The sequence below is a fragment of the cyanobacterium endosymbiont of Epithemia clementina EcSB genome, assembly GCF_029919255.1.
Classification (GTDB): Bacteria; Cyanobacteriota; Cyanobacteriia; order Cyanobacteriales; family Microcystaceae; genus Rippkaea.
In genome coordinates this window covers 2,568,501-2,584,050 of the sequence record NZ_CP123991.1, presented here as the reverse complement: position 1 = coordinate 2,584,050, position 15,550 = coordinate 2,568,501, and the positions used below count along the sequence as shown (strand labels likewise).

General features: G+C 35.7%; 7 protein-coding genes. 4 read left to right on the top strand and 3 right to left on the bottom strand.

Features of this window, described 5'->3' with window-relative positions; genetic code table 11:
• Window positions 1-1,007: 1,007 nt before the first annotated feature.
• A complete protein-coding gene (fmt, locus tag P3F56_RS08615; protein ID WP_281152462.1) occupies window positions 1,008-2,003 on the bottom strand; it encodes a methionyl-tRNA formyltransferase in 996 nt (331 codons plus the stop codon).
• 1,305 nt (window positions 2,004-3,308) lie between these two features.
• On the bottom strand, window positions 3,309-4,133 hold the full coding sequence (locus tag P3F56_RS08610) for an acyl-CoA desaturase (RefSeq protein WP_281152461.1): 825 nt from the start codon (window positions 4,131-4,133) through the stop codon (window positions 3,309-3,311).
• A 245-nt stretch (window positions 4,134-4,378) separates the two neighbouring features.
• On the opposite strand from P3F56_RS08610, the gene P3F56_RS08605 reads away from it, so the two are divergent.
• The 4 genes from P3F56_RS08605 to cimA all read left to right on the top strand — a co-directional run bounded on the left by P3F56_RS08605 (window position 4,379) and on the right by cimA (window position 11,461).
• Window positions 4,379-5,602, top strand: coding sequence for a methionine gamma-lyase family protein (locus P3F56_RS08605; protein WP_281152460.1), 1,224 nt, complete (start codon window positions 4,379-4,381; stop codon window positions 5,600-5,602).
• A 1,350-nt stretch (window positions 5,603-6,952) separates the two neighbouring features.
• A complete protein-coding gene (nblS, locus tag P3F56_RS08600) occupies window positions 6,953-8,899 on the top strand; it encodes a two-component system sensor histidine kinase NblS (protein ID WP_281153780.1) in 1,947 nt (648 codons plus the stop codon).
• A gap of 13 nt (window positions 8,900-8,912) precedes the next feature.
• Window positions 8,913-9,041: a hypothetical protein gene (locus P3F56_RS08595; protein WP_281152459.1), complete on the top strand. Its 129-nt coding sequence runs from the start codon at window positions 8,913-8,915 to the stop codon at window positions 9,039-9,041.
• Window positions 9,042-9,832: 791 nt separating this feature from the next.
• Window positions 9,833-11,461 (top strand): citramalate synthase, encoded by a 1,629-nt coding sequence (gene cimA, locus P3F56_RS08590; RefSeq protein WP_281152458.1) that lies wholly within the window; start codon window positions 9,833-9,835, stop codon window positions 11,459-11,461.
• Window positions 11,462-12,906: 1,445 nt separating this feature from the next.
• Here the strand turns inward: cimA and recN are convergent.
• A complete protein-coding gene (gene recN, locus P3F56_RS08585; RefSeq protein WP_281152457.1) occupies window positions 12,907-14,667 on the bottom strand; it encodes a DNA repair protein RecN in 1,761 nt (586 codons plus the stop codon).
• Window positions 14,668-15,550: the final 883 nt, after the last annotated feature.

The following is a 15,550-nucleotide window of genomic DNA, read 5'->3' as shown; positions in this document are numbered from 1 at the left end:
TTGCAATCGCTTTATGCTTTTGGACTAGGCCATATTTGAGTTTATTTGTTAATATCTAATTCCTGTCTACTTATTCTTTGTTCTTTTGGATAGAAGTAATTGAGAGGTTATTTTGTTCAATTAGTTAGTGATTATTTGGTTGCAGGTTTCATAATTTATCCTTTGGGCTTAATTACTCACAATGGTATCTCTTCCCAAGGTTATTTTTTACTTTATCGGTCATTAAGTTGTTGCTTATTAGAAAAAAATACTCTCATCTAAAAATGATAAGGAACTGTACCACTATTAAAACTCTGTCCGTCATCTCGAAAAAGATTAGTAGTCTCAATGGGAAGTGTTCTTAGTGCCAGTCTTTTTATTGTAACTGTAGGCTATGGAGCCATGAACACTATCGCTGCAGTAGTGGTCTTTCTACTCTTAGAGTAAGACTTGGTTTAGTAAGCTTATTTATCTTTAACGAAATCTTTTAACCTTAGAATCAGTTCAACTAATTACGATATTTTGATTTAATTTAAGTTTCAATCTAAGGGCAATTATACAGATGATGATTTGTTCAAAAAAGCGATCACTATACGAGCTAGATTGATTAGAAAACCCAAAAATTACGCTAAGATTAACTGAGCCAGTCAGCAGTACCACTCAAGAGTAGAAACAAAGTCTTATACCAACAGAGGTAATTCTAACCTATCCTCATCAAACCCTAGATAAAATCCAACTCGATTGGATACTTCAATCTGGTAATTATTTAGAATTAAAAGGATAAACCTATACGGTGTTTGAACGCCATCATCAATATTAATACAAGGTTGGTTGTCATTTTTTGCGTAAAGTTTTTCTCTATGTCTAATCAACTTAACCACTTAGAGAAAAACTATTGGATGTCCGTTAAATACTGAGGAATATTCATCGCCTTTTAAAGGCATTTTTGGAAAAAATACTTTAAAAAATTTAAACCTATCTTATAAGAAAGAATATCTATACAAGGACATAAATTATCCAAAAGCTCGTTAAATAAATACTTCTCCCACGTTTACATGAGTTCCATTTAAAAAATCCCACCCTGACTGACGGCGTTTCCCCGATAATTGTACTTCTTGTAAGAGAAGTAGTCCTTCTCCTGTCTGTACCACAGGTCCAAAGTTTTTAAGGTTACTCAGAATTTCCCCTGGTTTTCCTTGAAGAGTTGGTAAATTTGTTAATTGTTGCCTAAGGGGTTGAACTGCTGAGGGTAAAGACTCCCAATCAATATCTTCTAACGGAATGGTCGCCATAATTTTCAGGGAGCGATCACGGAAATTAGTGATACAATTAGGATAGAATCCTCGCACTTGGTTATGAATGGCGATTGCGGGTTTAGACCAATTGATCTCATAGTCAGATTTTTGAATTAACGGGGCGTAGGTGGCTTCTGCTGGATTTTGAGGAGTGGCAACGATATCCCCAGCCTCTAGTTTTTGTAAGGTTTCTAACAACAAATCTGCCCCATTTTGAGCTAGTTCTTCAGCAATTTTGTGAGAATTATCTAATAATCCGATTGGTTTCACAAATTTAAGCAATATATCCCCTGTATCCATTCCCTCATCCATTAACATAGTAGTAATCCCTGCTTGTTGCTCCCCGTGATATACACTCCACTGAATGGGGGCGGCCCCTCGATATTGGGGCAAAATTGAGCCATGAACATTAATACAGCCCAGTTTAGGAATAGATAGGATCTCAGGAGACAGGATTTGTCCATACGCCACCACAACAAAGGCATCTGCTTGGGCTCCTCTAAGCTCAGACAGGGTCTTTTGCGCATTTCTGACTCTTTTAGGTTGCCAGACAGGTAAATTATGTTGTAGAGCAACTTTTTTGACAGCAGAGGGTATTAATTGCTTACCTCGTCCCCGTCGTTTATCAGGTTGAGTAACGACTCCTATAACTTCACAATGAGAATGATCTAGCAATCTTTGCAACGTAGGGACGGCAAATTGGGGGGTTCCAAAAAAAATAACCTGCATATAAATGAAGAGGAAAAGGAAGAGGGAGAAGGTAGGAAGAATACTCTTGATGCAATCTTAAAGCCTATTTATCGGTAAAAGGTTAAACCTTGGTGTAGAGTGGGCAGGCGATCATTATTAATCAATCATAACGTCTGATTGAACAATTCGCCGTAACCAATCAGCAAAAAGACTTTATACTGCTCTTAAAATTTATTCGACAAACACTATTTGACAGAGGTTTTTATCTTGTTATCTTAAAGGATAGTTTGTCTATACTCGATGACTGTCAAGGAATATCTAAATTTTTGGCTTGATTAGTGATTAATTAATTGTTAATAGATTTAAGAAAAAATTAGTAAATCAAGAATGCACCTATTGGCCAGTACGATCAAAAATACAATGGGTTAGCCCTATATTACTTAAATGTATTGAACAATATTTCAAGAGATTACACATTACCTAGACAGTAACCAAAGAAGACTTCACTAAAATCGAAGGAATTGAGTTCAAATATAGGCTCAAAATTCTTGAGATCTAATTGCAAATTAACTCTATCGAATCATTCAAAGGACATTTCCAAAAAGACTTTACTTTTGTATTTATGCCGATACTAACTATTCCCCTCTCTTAAAAGAAATTTCTAATCTGCCCCATTCTTACACTATCAAGGACAGGTCAATTTTCAAGACAATAATTTTCAAGACAATTAAGAGATTATCTTAAACATCAATATTATCGGGACTTGTTAATCGACAGAACATGGTCGCCATTGGACTCCTATTGCCAACACAGTATAGCTTTGGTTAAACTATTTTGGCAATAGGACTTCATAGTATACATGCGTCTAAATCATCATCAATTATATCGAAATATTCAATAACAGAGCTTGATTTTCAGTGAATGTTCCGCAGAAACTCTAGATAATTGAAATTATCTAGAGTTTCTGCGCAGAATTACGTTATCGCGGGCTTAAATCTAAATTAGTAGGGGAATTATTAGAGATTTTGGAAAAAAATTACAAATTCAACCCAAACAGTAAAACAACTGCCTCTTTTTAATTGAGTAAAGTCTAAACCTTTGACTAAGTTAGTACCAGATCTATTTAGTATTATCTCAGAGTCTTTATACTTATCCTATTCTCTTTAATCGGATTGCTTAAAATATAGGATTATCCGTCGAACAAGTTTATGGAGAACTATTCCTATTGGAATTTGGAAGGACTAGTAACTAAATTACCTAAAATGGGTTATCAAAGACAATCTTAAGTCAAAAAAAATAGGGTAGGCAATACCTACCCTAGAAAATTCGGGTGATTTTTAAAAGTTAGTTAGTTTCCCGACTTGGAGCTAATTTAACATTGGTTGCTAACCCCAGTGACTGTAATACTCGAATAGTCATCCAAGTAATATCAATTTCCCACCAAGCTAAACCATGACGGGCAGAATATTGATAAGCATGGTGGTTATTGTGCCAACCTTCTCCAAAAGTAAGAAGAGCGACCCACCAACAGTTTTTAGAATTATCGTTAGATTCATAACTTTGATAGCCAAATTTGTGGGTGGCGCTGTTGACAAACCAAGTAAAGTGAAAAACTATTATTAGACGAACAAAAATCCCCCAAATAACGAAAGACCATCCTCCTAAAAGATAAAGGAGTAGTCCCAACGCTATTTGAATCAGAACCATATACTTTTGACAGAATTGATAAAAGGGGTCTCCCGCAATATCTTGAGTATAACGGGGAACTTCATCATCAGCAGTAATTTTATGTAGCATCCATCCCATATGACTCCACCAAAATCCTAGATTGGAATCATGAGGATCATTTCCAGTATCAGAATATTTGTGGTGGAGTCGGTGTAAACCAACCCATCGAATAGGGCCACCTTGACAGGCTAAAGTTCCACAAAAAACAAGAATGTATTCCAGCCACTTTGGAGCTTGAAAACTAGAATGAGTAATCATACGATGAAACCCTAGGGTAATCCCTAAAGCTCCTGTTACCCAATATAGAAAGAATGTAACACCAACTGCTCCCCAACTAAAATTGCTAGGTAGCAAAGACAGTAATGCTACTAGATGAATCGTAGTCATAAATATGATAACTGTCCAGTCGAGGGGAAGTTTTTTAGAGGTAGCAACAGTCATGTAGTAACCTAAATGTAAACGTATTTAGACGAGATTATGCCAGAGTTCGTAATTTAAAAACTAGCTTTTCAATTATGAAGAAAATTGGTCATGAAGATTGAACTAATTATTCAGAGTTCTCAAGAAAACAATCACCTTCGTATTTTACCACAATTGAACTAGCATAGATTTTCCTATTTGACAGAAATAACTATTTCAGCTTTAGAATCAGTAATCAGCAATGAAATTGTCCTTTTGGAGAACAAATGAACAACAGAGCGATTCTAGAAGAGGCCGAAAAAGCACTCCTTCCGATCTTTTCGGAAATCGACGCCAAGGTCAAGCAAAATCTCAAAAAAATCTTAAGTGCTTTTCGCCTTCACCGCGTTGGAGTTCACCATTTTGCAAGTGTTAGTGGCTATGGACACGACGATTTAGGACGAGAAACCCTAGATAAGGTTTTTGCAGAAGTTATGGGAGCTCAAACAGCCCTCGTTCGAGTACAATTTGTCTCAGGAACCCATGCGATCGCCTGTGCTTTATTTGGTATTCTCCGTCCAGGGGACGAAATGCTGTCAGTTGCTGGTTCTCCCTATGACACCCTCGAAGAGGTTATTGGCCTACGAGGAAATTGTCAAGGTTCCTTAAAGGAGTTTAACATCGATTATCGAGAAGTGCCGTTACTTGATTCAGGAACCCTCGATTGGGCAACTTTAAAAACTGTTATCAAGGATAATACTCGACTTGTTCTGATTCAACGTTCATGTGGCTATTCTTGGCGTAAAAGCCTTTCAATTGCAGAAATTGAAGAAATTATTGCTGTCATTAAACAGCAAAACTCTAATACGGTTTGTTTGGTGGATAATTGTTATGGGGAATTTATTGAAACCATTGAACCTACAGCCGTCGGTGCAGATTTGATGGCAGGTTCTTTAATTAAAAATCCTGGGGGAACTTTAGTCACGGCCGGAGGCTATGTTGCTGGACAGAAAGAGTTGGTAGAAATGGCAGCTTGTCGCTTAACTGCTCCAGGAATTGGCACAGAAGGAGGAGCAACTTTTAATCAAAATCGGTTGTTATTTCAGGGATTGTTTTTAGCCCCACAATTAGTGGGGGAAGCAGTCAAAGGAAGTCATTTAATTGCCTATGTTTTTAATAAATTAGGATATCCTGTTAATCCGTTGCCGTTGGTTTCCCGTCGGGATGTTATTCAGGCGATTCAATTAGGTTCCCCAGAGAAATTAACTGCCTTCTGTAAGGCGATTCAAGGCTGTTCTCCAGTAGGTTCCTATTTAAGCCCCGTTCCCGCTACAATGCCAGGATATGAAAGTCAATTAGTGATGGCTGGGGGAACCTTTGTGGATGGAAGTACCTCAGAACTTTCTGCTGACGGACCCCTGCGAGAACCTTACATCGTTTTTTGTCAGGGGGGAACCCATTGGACTCATATTTCTATTGCATTAGAAGCAGCACTTGAGGCGATAATCTAATCTTATGGAAGAGATTACCCCATTTTATTTAATTGGTGAATAATGACAAAGTCATTATTTTAATGTCTGTAGGAGTTACATTTTCTCCGGTTTCCTACAAAATGTATTGTCTAGAATAAATAAAGCAATTATCATATATTGGATTAACTTAAAATTGCTTAATAATGACTATTTTTTTAAAAAAATAAGTAAATTAAAATAAAGGAATTAAATTTTGACTCAAATACTCTAAAACTAAAATAGGGTAAAACTTAACTTTGCGAGATAACTCTCTTCAGATTTAATATCAGTCATCGACTAACTCTTTAGCCCTATTATTTATGTCTTGAATGTCTTAACAAGATATGGTTAAAAAACTGGACGATATCATTTAAAAAAAATTAAAATTTCGAATTTCAAATAAACAATTTTTTCGTTTTCCTCTACTTCTAGATTTTTAACTGACTTGGACTTTCTTAATTTAATTGAGACTTGTCGATTTTTAGCTATTCCTAATTATTAAGACCCAATTCCTGGTCATCGAAAAAATCTTTAAACATCTCAGACAATAGCATGAATATTGGGTTCAGTTACTAAAAAATAAGTGTAGAAGTCTAAATAACACTTAATTTCTGTGCAAAAGTCTCTGCACCCATATTTTAGTTTGATAATCTACTCTTTTAGATCATTTTTCTGCTTCTTAATTTAAGAGAAGTGATTACATACGTTTTTATATAGTCTATATTCAAGTTTATCTATCAATTGCTAACCGGTAGCTTATATGACTAGTTTTAGCTAAACTTCACCTAAATAAATGACAAAAATAAGTGAGTTTAACCTAGAATTCCACCTAAGTCAAGATAAGGCAAGCAAATGAATACAGATGTGAAAAGGAAAACTGACTATAATTCATGTATTTCAATAAAGAATTAATAGTTTTTTCATCAAAGCTCATCAACTAGACTAAAAATATAACTCTAAAGCAGCTATGGCATGGGGTGAGGTCGATAAATTCTTTGTCTAGGGAAGAACCCACTGACTTCCGATGGTATCGTGGAGAATCCCCCGAAGCTGATGAATACCGCATTTATAATGTTTAATCTAAAAAAACTTTACACCTCCCATTCTCATTCATCACACCTCACAGATTATCATCTACAGTAGAGTGTTTTTTATGAAAATTGATGATTATGAAGCATAAGAAGTGAGCATTTTCCTAAGCTTAGAAGTCATTTACAATTTAGAATAAGTTGGTAAAACCAATAGAGATGTAAAACTATTCATTTCGAGTCTATCTTGCTGACACTTTTGACAACAATTCAAGAAATTATTAGACGCTGGTGGTCAGAGTTTACCCTGCAAACCAGATTAATGGCAGGAGCCACTTTAGCTGTTTCTTTGTTCATGAGTGGGTTAACCTTTTGGGCAGTCAATAGCATTCAGCAAGAAGCCCAACTGAATGATACTCGCTTTGGCCGAGATTTGGGGCTTTTGTTAGCATCTAATGTTGCTCACCTGATCGCTGAAGATCACTTAACTGATGTTGCCCGCATTTCTAGTCGTTTCTATCAGAGTACTTCTAGCGTTCGTTATATTATATATGCTGATCGCGATGGTAAAATTTTCTTCGGTATTCCCTATTCCGCTGCAGAAGTTCAAAATTCTCTAACTATTGAACGGTATATTCAGTTACCTAAAACTGATCTAACAAATGCTAGTTTTCCTCTTGTCCGTCAACATCTCAGTCCCGATGGAAAGGTAACTGATGTTTTTGTTCCATTGAAACATGACGGTAATTATTTAGGAATTCTTGCCATTGGCATTAATCCTAATCCTACAGTGGTAAATTCCTCCAACCTTACTAGGGATGTTACGATTGCAGTTTTTGTCGCTATTTGGGCTATGGTTATTCTAGGGGCTGTTTTTAACGCTTTAACCATTACCCGACCAATTAAAGAATTGTTAGTTGGGGTCAAAAATATCGCCGCCGGAAACTTTAAACAACGGATTAATTTACCTTTTGAGGGAGAATTAGGCGAATTAATCTGCAGTTTCAATGAAATGGCTGAACGTCTCGAACGCTATGAAGAACAAAATATTGAAGAATTAACTGCTGAGAAGGCTAAGCTCGAAACCCTCGTTTCAACTATTGTCGATGGGGCTATTCTGCTTGACTCTAACTTAGAATTACTCTTAGTTAATCCACGGGCGCGGCGGATGTTTGGTTGGGAAGGAAAAGATGTAATTGGAACCAATATATTTGAACTTTTGTCCCCAGAATTAACCTGGCAATTGACAACTCCTCTTCAAGAAATGGCTCAGGAAGACGCTCACACAAACGAAGATCAAAATTCCCCCGAATCACTTTCTGAAACTTCTGAGAGTCATCAAGGAGGATCCCCTTGGGAGTTCCGTATTACGCTAACCCAACCGACTCAGCGCATTATTCGGGTTCTCTTAACTCAAGTTTTTGATCAATACCGCGAAACCCTCAAAGGTATTGCGATGACGGTGCAAGATATTACCCGTGAAGTGGAGCTAAATGCAGCTAAAAGTCAATTCATCAGTAATGTTTCTCATGAGTTAAGAACCCCTTTATTCAATATCAAATCTTTTATTGAAACCTTAAGTGAATTTGGCAAAGATCTAACAGAAAACGAACGTAGGGAGTTCTTGGAAACTGCCAACAATGAAACTGATCGCCTCACTCGTTTAGTGAATGATGTTCTTGATCTATCCCGTCTAGAATCCTCAAAAATTTATCATCTTGATCGGGTTGATATCAATCAGGTGGTCGAACAAATTCTACGTACTTACCAACTAAATGCTAAGGATAAACAATTAACCTTAACTCAAGAGATAGAACCCAATTTAACTCCTATCTTGGGACATTACGACCTTTTACTTCAAGTGATGACTAATCTAGTCGGCAATAGCTTAAAATTTACTGAGGCGGGTGGAAGAATCGTGATTCGAGCTTATCAACTGGTGAAAAGTTCTTATAACTCTACTTATCAACCTCAGGTAAGAATAGAAATCGCTGATACAGGAATTGGGATTGATACTGAAGATCAAGAGGCGATTTTTGACCGTTTCTTTCGTGTGGAAAACCGTGTTCATACACTAGAAGGAACAGGATTAGGGCTATCCATTGTTAAAAACATAATCGAAAAACACCATAGTCAAATTCATTTGATTAGTGAGGTCGGCGTTGGAACAACTTTTTGGTTTGATTTAGTGATATATCAAGAAAGTTCCATATCCCTTGAAGAAAGTCAAAATACCAAAGAGTCAACCTCAACTTCTCTTGGAACTTAAGGCTGCTAAAAAAGTGATTAAAATTACAGCTAATAGTCGACAAGAGCGCTATCCGTGGGGACAGTCTACAACTTACTCTTGTTATACGGCGGTTGCGCCTCAGTTTTATTTAGCCGCTGCAGTTAGTGTCTCAGAAAGTTAATCTACCCCCGACCTAACTGTAGAGGAGATAATCCGCAAGAAAAGTTCCTGCCAAAATGAGGGAAAGAGATATAAGCTCCATGGGGGTTCTCCTGCTTAAACTAGACAATAAAAAAATAAGAATGAAAGACCTTTATTTGATGCCGCGACCTGTTAGTGTTGCTAAGCACCTCTTACGATATCCAGTTTATAGGTCTATCTGTTTTTATACTTCCCCCAGATAGATCACCCATTTGGGTTAAATTCTTAAACTCTGTGAAGTCCACCGACAGAAGGAGTTTCCTCAGATGGACTCCATTACCCTAGCCAGTTGAAATGCATATCCCCGGGTTGTACAAAACAATCAATAATGCTAAAAATCTCCAAACGTTTAAGAAAGTTTCGTGATTTAACGATAAATTTAGAGCTGATAGATAGTTGGTAGTACTGATTATGGAAGTATCTGGAGAGGGCTAGATGAATGGTAATATTTTTTATCTAGAAAAGACAGGCTGTATAGCAACACACTATCCTGATGTAGGAAAGCCTGCACCGTATACTTGCGTGAATCATCGAGAGAAATATCAATTTAATTTTGGTCTTTTCATTGTGATCACCACTCCCTAAATTTTGGCTTATCATTGTAGAGCGAGGTGTAGTGCAGTAGAAAAAACACGGCTTGGGTTAGTTTAGTGTTGTGGTCTCAGACGAGTTCTTTGCCTTGCACTGTGATAGTCGGAACTAATCTCGTTTGATTTGATTTGTTTGAAGTTTACAGACATTTACAGACATTTATTAGGTAGTAATAATTATATGGGTATGGCCAATCAAGTTTTGGTTTACGACACCACCCTAAGAGATGGGGCGCAACGGGAGGGAATTGCCCTATCTATAGAGGACAAGCTTAAAATTGCCCACAAACTCGATGAGCTGGGAATTCCTTTTATTGAGGGAGGGTGGCCGGGGGCTAATCCGAAGGATGTCCAATTTTTTTGGAAGTTACAGGAAGAACCTCTTATTCAAGCCGAAGTCGTCGCTTTTTGTTCCACCCGTCGTCCATATATTCCTTCAGATCGTGATCGAATGTTACAGATGATTTTAGCCGCCGGAACTCGTTGGGTAACTATCTTTGGCAAGTCTTGGGATCTCCATGTAACTGAGGGATTAAAAACCACCTTGGAAGAAAATTTAGCAATGATAGGAGATACAATTGAATATCTCCGCAGTCAGGGAAGACAAGTAATTTACGATGCAGAACATTGGTTTGATGGCTATGAACAAAACCCTGATTATGCTTTAGAAACTCTGAAAGCTGCTAAAAATGCAGGGGCTACTTGGTTAGTTTTATGCGACACCAATGGTGGAACTTTACCTCAGAAAGTTAGCCAAATTGTTAAAAAAGTCGTCAAAGAGTTAGATGTAGGTCCTGATAAAGAAACTTTTCCTAAATTAGGAATTCATACTCATGATGACTCAGGAACTGCCGTGGCGAATGGGATAGCTGGAGTGGTAGAAGGGGTGAGAATGATTCATGGCACAATCAATGGGTATGGTGAAAGATGCGGTAATGCTAATCTATGTACCTTAATTCCCAATTTACAGTTTAAAATGGGATATTCTTGTTTAACCGATGCTCAGTTAACGCAATTGAGTAAAACTAGCCGTTTAATTAGTGAAATTGTCAATTTAGCACCAGATGATCATGCTCCTTTTGTTGGACGTTCTGCCTTTGCCCATAAAGGAGGAATTCATGTTTCGGCTGTTCAAAAAAATCCCCTAACTTATGAACATATTAAACCTGAAAAAGTTGGAAATAAACGGCGTATTGTCATTTCTGATCAGTCAGGATTAAGTAATGTTTTATCAAAAGCAAAAACCTTCGGAATTGAGTTGAAAAAAGAAGATATTGCTTGTCGTGACATTTTAAAGCAGATCAAAAAGTTAGAACATGAAGGATATCAGTTTGAAGCAGCAGAATCTAGTTTTGAACTTTTAATGCGTCAAGCATTGGGACAACGAAAAACTATGTTTCAACTTAAAGGATTTCAAGTACATTGTGATATGTTACAAGGACAAGAAATATCTTACAGTAACGCTTTAGCAACTATTAAAGTTACAGTTAATGGAGAAGATAGATTAGAGGTAGCCGAAGGGAATGGTCCTGTTGCCGCCCTAGATAGTGCCTTACGGAAAGCTCTAGAAAATTTCTATCCGGGAGTTGCAGAGTTTCATCTAACGGATTATAAAGTTAGGATCCTGGATGGGGAATCAGGAACATCTTCTAAAACAAGAGTTTTGGTTGAGTCTAGTAATGGCAAAGAACGTTGGACTACTATCGGGGTTTCCTCCAATATTTTGGAAGCCTCCTATGAAGCAGTTGTTGAAGGAATTGAATATGGTTTACTTTTGAAAAATTCGATGGAGGATACAGTAATCATATGAAGTTAAGTTGTATATTCACACAGAATCTTTATCTAAAAAGTATTGGGAGTTAGCCAAGACAGTGAACTAAAGAGACATAAAAAGTTGCTGTTTTCAACCAAGTAGATAAATAATAATATTATTGGATAAATTAGCTAATTATGTCTTAATCAGTTGCTAAATCAATCGCTTTATTGAGAGTTTGATTGAAGCCTCTAGAATTACGGGATTATTGAATTTGCCAATATTCTTTAATTGTAGATTTTTTGTGAGGTAGGGGGGTTAAAAAATTTGAGGAGTGCGCATTAACAAATTAAGTTCAGTATGTATTTCCTAGACTGGAATAGATATAATTTAGCAATTGATAGTTACTGTAACTATCAATTGCTAAATTATATCTAAACTTTTAAATTAATGATATTATATTTTTTAAATTTAAATTTATCAATTTTTAACTATTATCATTATTAAATATAACTCTTGATCATTAAGATAAATTGTGAAACATTTCGGATAAATTATTACATACTGAAGATTGAGACTCAACGCTAAAATACTAAGTATAAGAATCAGAATAACATTTAGCCATTGATTTGTGTGTAAAAGTTCTGATATTTTTTTACTCTTTGATTTTTAGTGATAACTTTATGTTTTTAGACAGACCGTATTTAAGTTTATCTGTCAATGCCTGACTCCTAGATTTATTAAAATATTGCCTACGGTGCAAGAATTAATGATTCTTAAGAAGACATACTACACAAACAACGGTTATGGATTGATAACATTATTTGCCTTGAAGGAGAACTGATTTTAATTGATGAACTCGCTTCTTCTCATGCTCCAAGTTCTACCCCTGAAGTAAAATATTTGATTGTTCAGTTAAAAAAGAACTGTAAGATTATCATCGTCACTGAATAATATACAATAGGCAATCATAACACTAAATTCTACCGTTTTTTTATGTTCAAGAATTAGATCGAGGAAATTGTTATAGCTACTTAATAGTAGCTAAATAAAACAGAACACATTTTTGGTAATCCTTAAGAAGAAATGACTCATAAATATCTTAAAGTATAGTTTTGCTAATTTGTTTAGTTCTGTTAACCCTATCATGTAAAACCAATACTTTCAAGGGAAGGGAAAATGTACTTTCCTTTATATCGTTTTTTGTATTTTTCCGCTAGATTAGCTCTAATTTAGGCGATACCTCTTCCAAGAAAGTAAGCAATACAATACAGTTCTTCTTTAGAAAAATTTTTAGTTTTAAGATAGTATCTTTCGGCAATATCCACGCCTTTTTTCTAAAGTATTAAGTCTTAAAGGTCACTAATATCATTGATATCTGAACATCTCTCTGATTTTTTATATTTACTGTTTTCCACTACCTGTTCTATATTCCTAACTATCAGTTAACTATTCTAAGCTTGGTAAAACTATCTTTTTTATTAGGTGATATCGAGACTAGTTTAACTCTTTTTCAAACGATACGCTTCCGCGTTAACTAACAATGATTGAGCAAATTCAATCGCTTCTTGTTTTGAATGTCCTACTGTTAATTGGGCTAATTCTTCTCGTCTAGTCTGTCGATTATCTAAATTGGTAACTCGAACAACCGTTCTGATTTTTGGTAAGCTTAGTTGCCCATTTTCTGACTTGCTAGTCTTGGGAGATTCCTCAACCATTTGCTTAGTAACTCGAAAATGATTATCCGCCATCGCAGCTACCAAAGGTTGATGAGTCACACATAAAATCTTATATTTACGGCTGAGTTTATGTAATTTTTCGCCAATAGCCTGTGCAACTTTTCCTGAAACTCCTGTATCAATTTCATCGAAAATTAAGGTTCTAGAGCTCTTTTCTGATTTTGCAAAACAAGCCTTAAAGGCTAATAAGAAACGACTCATTTCTCCACCTGATGCTGTACTAGAAAGAGGTTTTATTTTTTCCCCAGGGTTTGGACTAAAATAAAAGACAACTTCATCACTTCCCATTATTGTTGGTAAACAAGGGGTGAGCTGGCAGACAAAGATTACCTTATCCATTGCCAGTGGTTTTAATTCTTCGACTAATTGTTTCTCTAATTTTGTAGCCGCTTTCTGACGTAACTCTGTTAATGTTTTACAAGTTTTATCAAGGGTTTTTTTCGCAACTATAGTATGTTGTTCCAACTGTTCAATAGACTGTTGATCGTCAGTTAATTCTCCTAATTCTTGCTGTAATTTCTGATAATAATTAATTACTTCTTCTAAAGAAGGACCATATTTACGACAAATACGCTTTAACAAGTTAATCCTATCTTCTATCTCTATTAATCTGTCGGGATCAGCTTCTAATTCATCCCAATAACCATTAATTTGTTGTCCTGCCTCTACTACCTGAGTCAAGGCAGATCTAATCATTTCCAAAATCAACTCTATTTCCTTGTCATATTCCGCTATTTTTGTCAAAATTTTTTCAGCTTCTCCCAACTGATCAGCGATCGCAGGTTTTCCAATATCATTCTGATAGAGCAGTTGGTAGGCGTGATAACTCAACTGTTGTAACTCTCCTACATGGGAGAGGCGATCACGTTCTTTGTTAAGTTGTTCAAGTTCTTCGGGATTAGTTAATTTAACTTCTTCTAATTCTCTCAGTTGATATTCTATCGTATCAAGTGTTTCTAATCTTTCTTTCTCTAATTTACGGCGTTTTTCAAGTATTTTCTCCGCAAGCTTCCATTTCTTATAAGCTGAATTTACTAATTCTCGCTGTTTAAGGATATTTATTCCCCCATACAAGTCTAGTAATTCTCGTTGTCGGATAGAGTCCATCAGTTGAACAGTTTGTCCCTGGGCAGTAATTTCCACCAGGCGATCACGCAATTTTCCCATCAGTTGCAAATTTACTACCACCCCATTGATTCGTGAGCGTGACCGCATATTTTCCCCGGTGAGAGTTAGTTCTCTATAACACAATAAAGTTTTGTCTTCTAACGGTTCAATTTCTTGTTCCTCTAGCCACGCTTGTAAAGCGTTATCCATTTCAAAGGTTGCTTCAATAGATGCTTGTTGCATTCCCTGACGAATTAAACGATGATTAATTTTTCCACCCAAAACAATATCAATCGCATCAAGAATAATGGACTTACCTGCTCCAGTTTCCCCTGTAAGGACATTTAACCCTTGACCAAATTTCAAGGTGAGCTGGTCTACCAAGGTAAAGTTTTTAATCTGCAATAGAGAGAGCATTGAATAACCCTAACTTATCAATACCAGAGACTTCTGTTTATCTTAACCTAAGGTGAATATTTCAAACATAAAGGATTGAATTTTATGATACAGTATTCGGTCTAGTCTTAATATATGCCGATAATCTTAGTGTATCGATAATCAGTTTGAGTTGATAATAACAGTTCTTCTAAACTAACTAGAATTAATTTTTTTAAAAAAATCCAAAAATCTTGTTCTATCTAATATTTTTAGGATTTAAAAAACTTCTCCTTATAAAAAAAGATTTTTTATATTTTTATAATAAAGTCGAAATGATAGTTTTATAAATTATCAGCTATTATTTTAGTCTTCTTAGTCAAAAAAACTAACAAATTTCAGGTTAATCTTTGATTTAATGTAAATAATTATCAAATTTATGACACAATTAAATATTTATAGATTAATAATAGAGAATATGAGTTTTTGATAGTCTCAAATATGCTTGATAGATACAACAATAGTTAACAAAATTTAAAAATCAATGAATCATAATTCATTGATTAGGTCTGGTGATTATAAGGTTGGTTATTTCTTAAGCCACAGACAAAAATTCATGATATATTGAAACATTATCAAGGACCATATGGGAAGTCTCTGAGCTTTCAACTGGTCAAAATACTTTACTAAATTTGATGTTGATGTATGCTGAGCTTAAGAGTGCGTAAACTCTCTCTGAAATCTTTCGAAATCACTTCCTGATCATCAATTAACTGATGATCAGGAAGTGATTCATGTCATACTTCCACCTCTTTGAAAAATGAGCCACCCTCCAATTATAAAATATCGTATAAATTTGAAGTAATTCATCAATTTATATTCCCAATTCTGCTTATTTAACCCAACGAGGAGATATATTTTTATT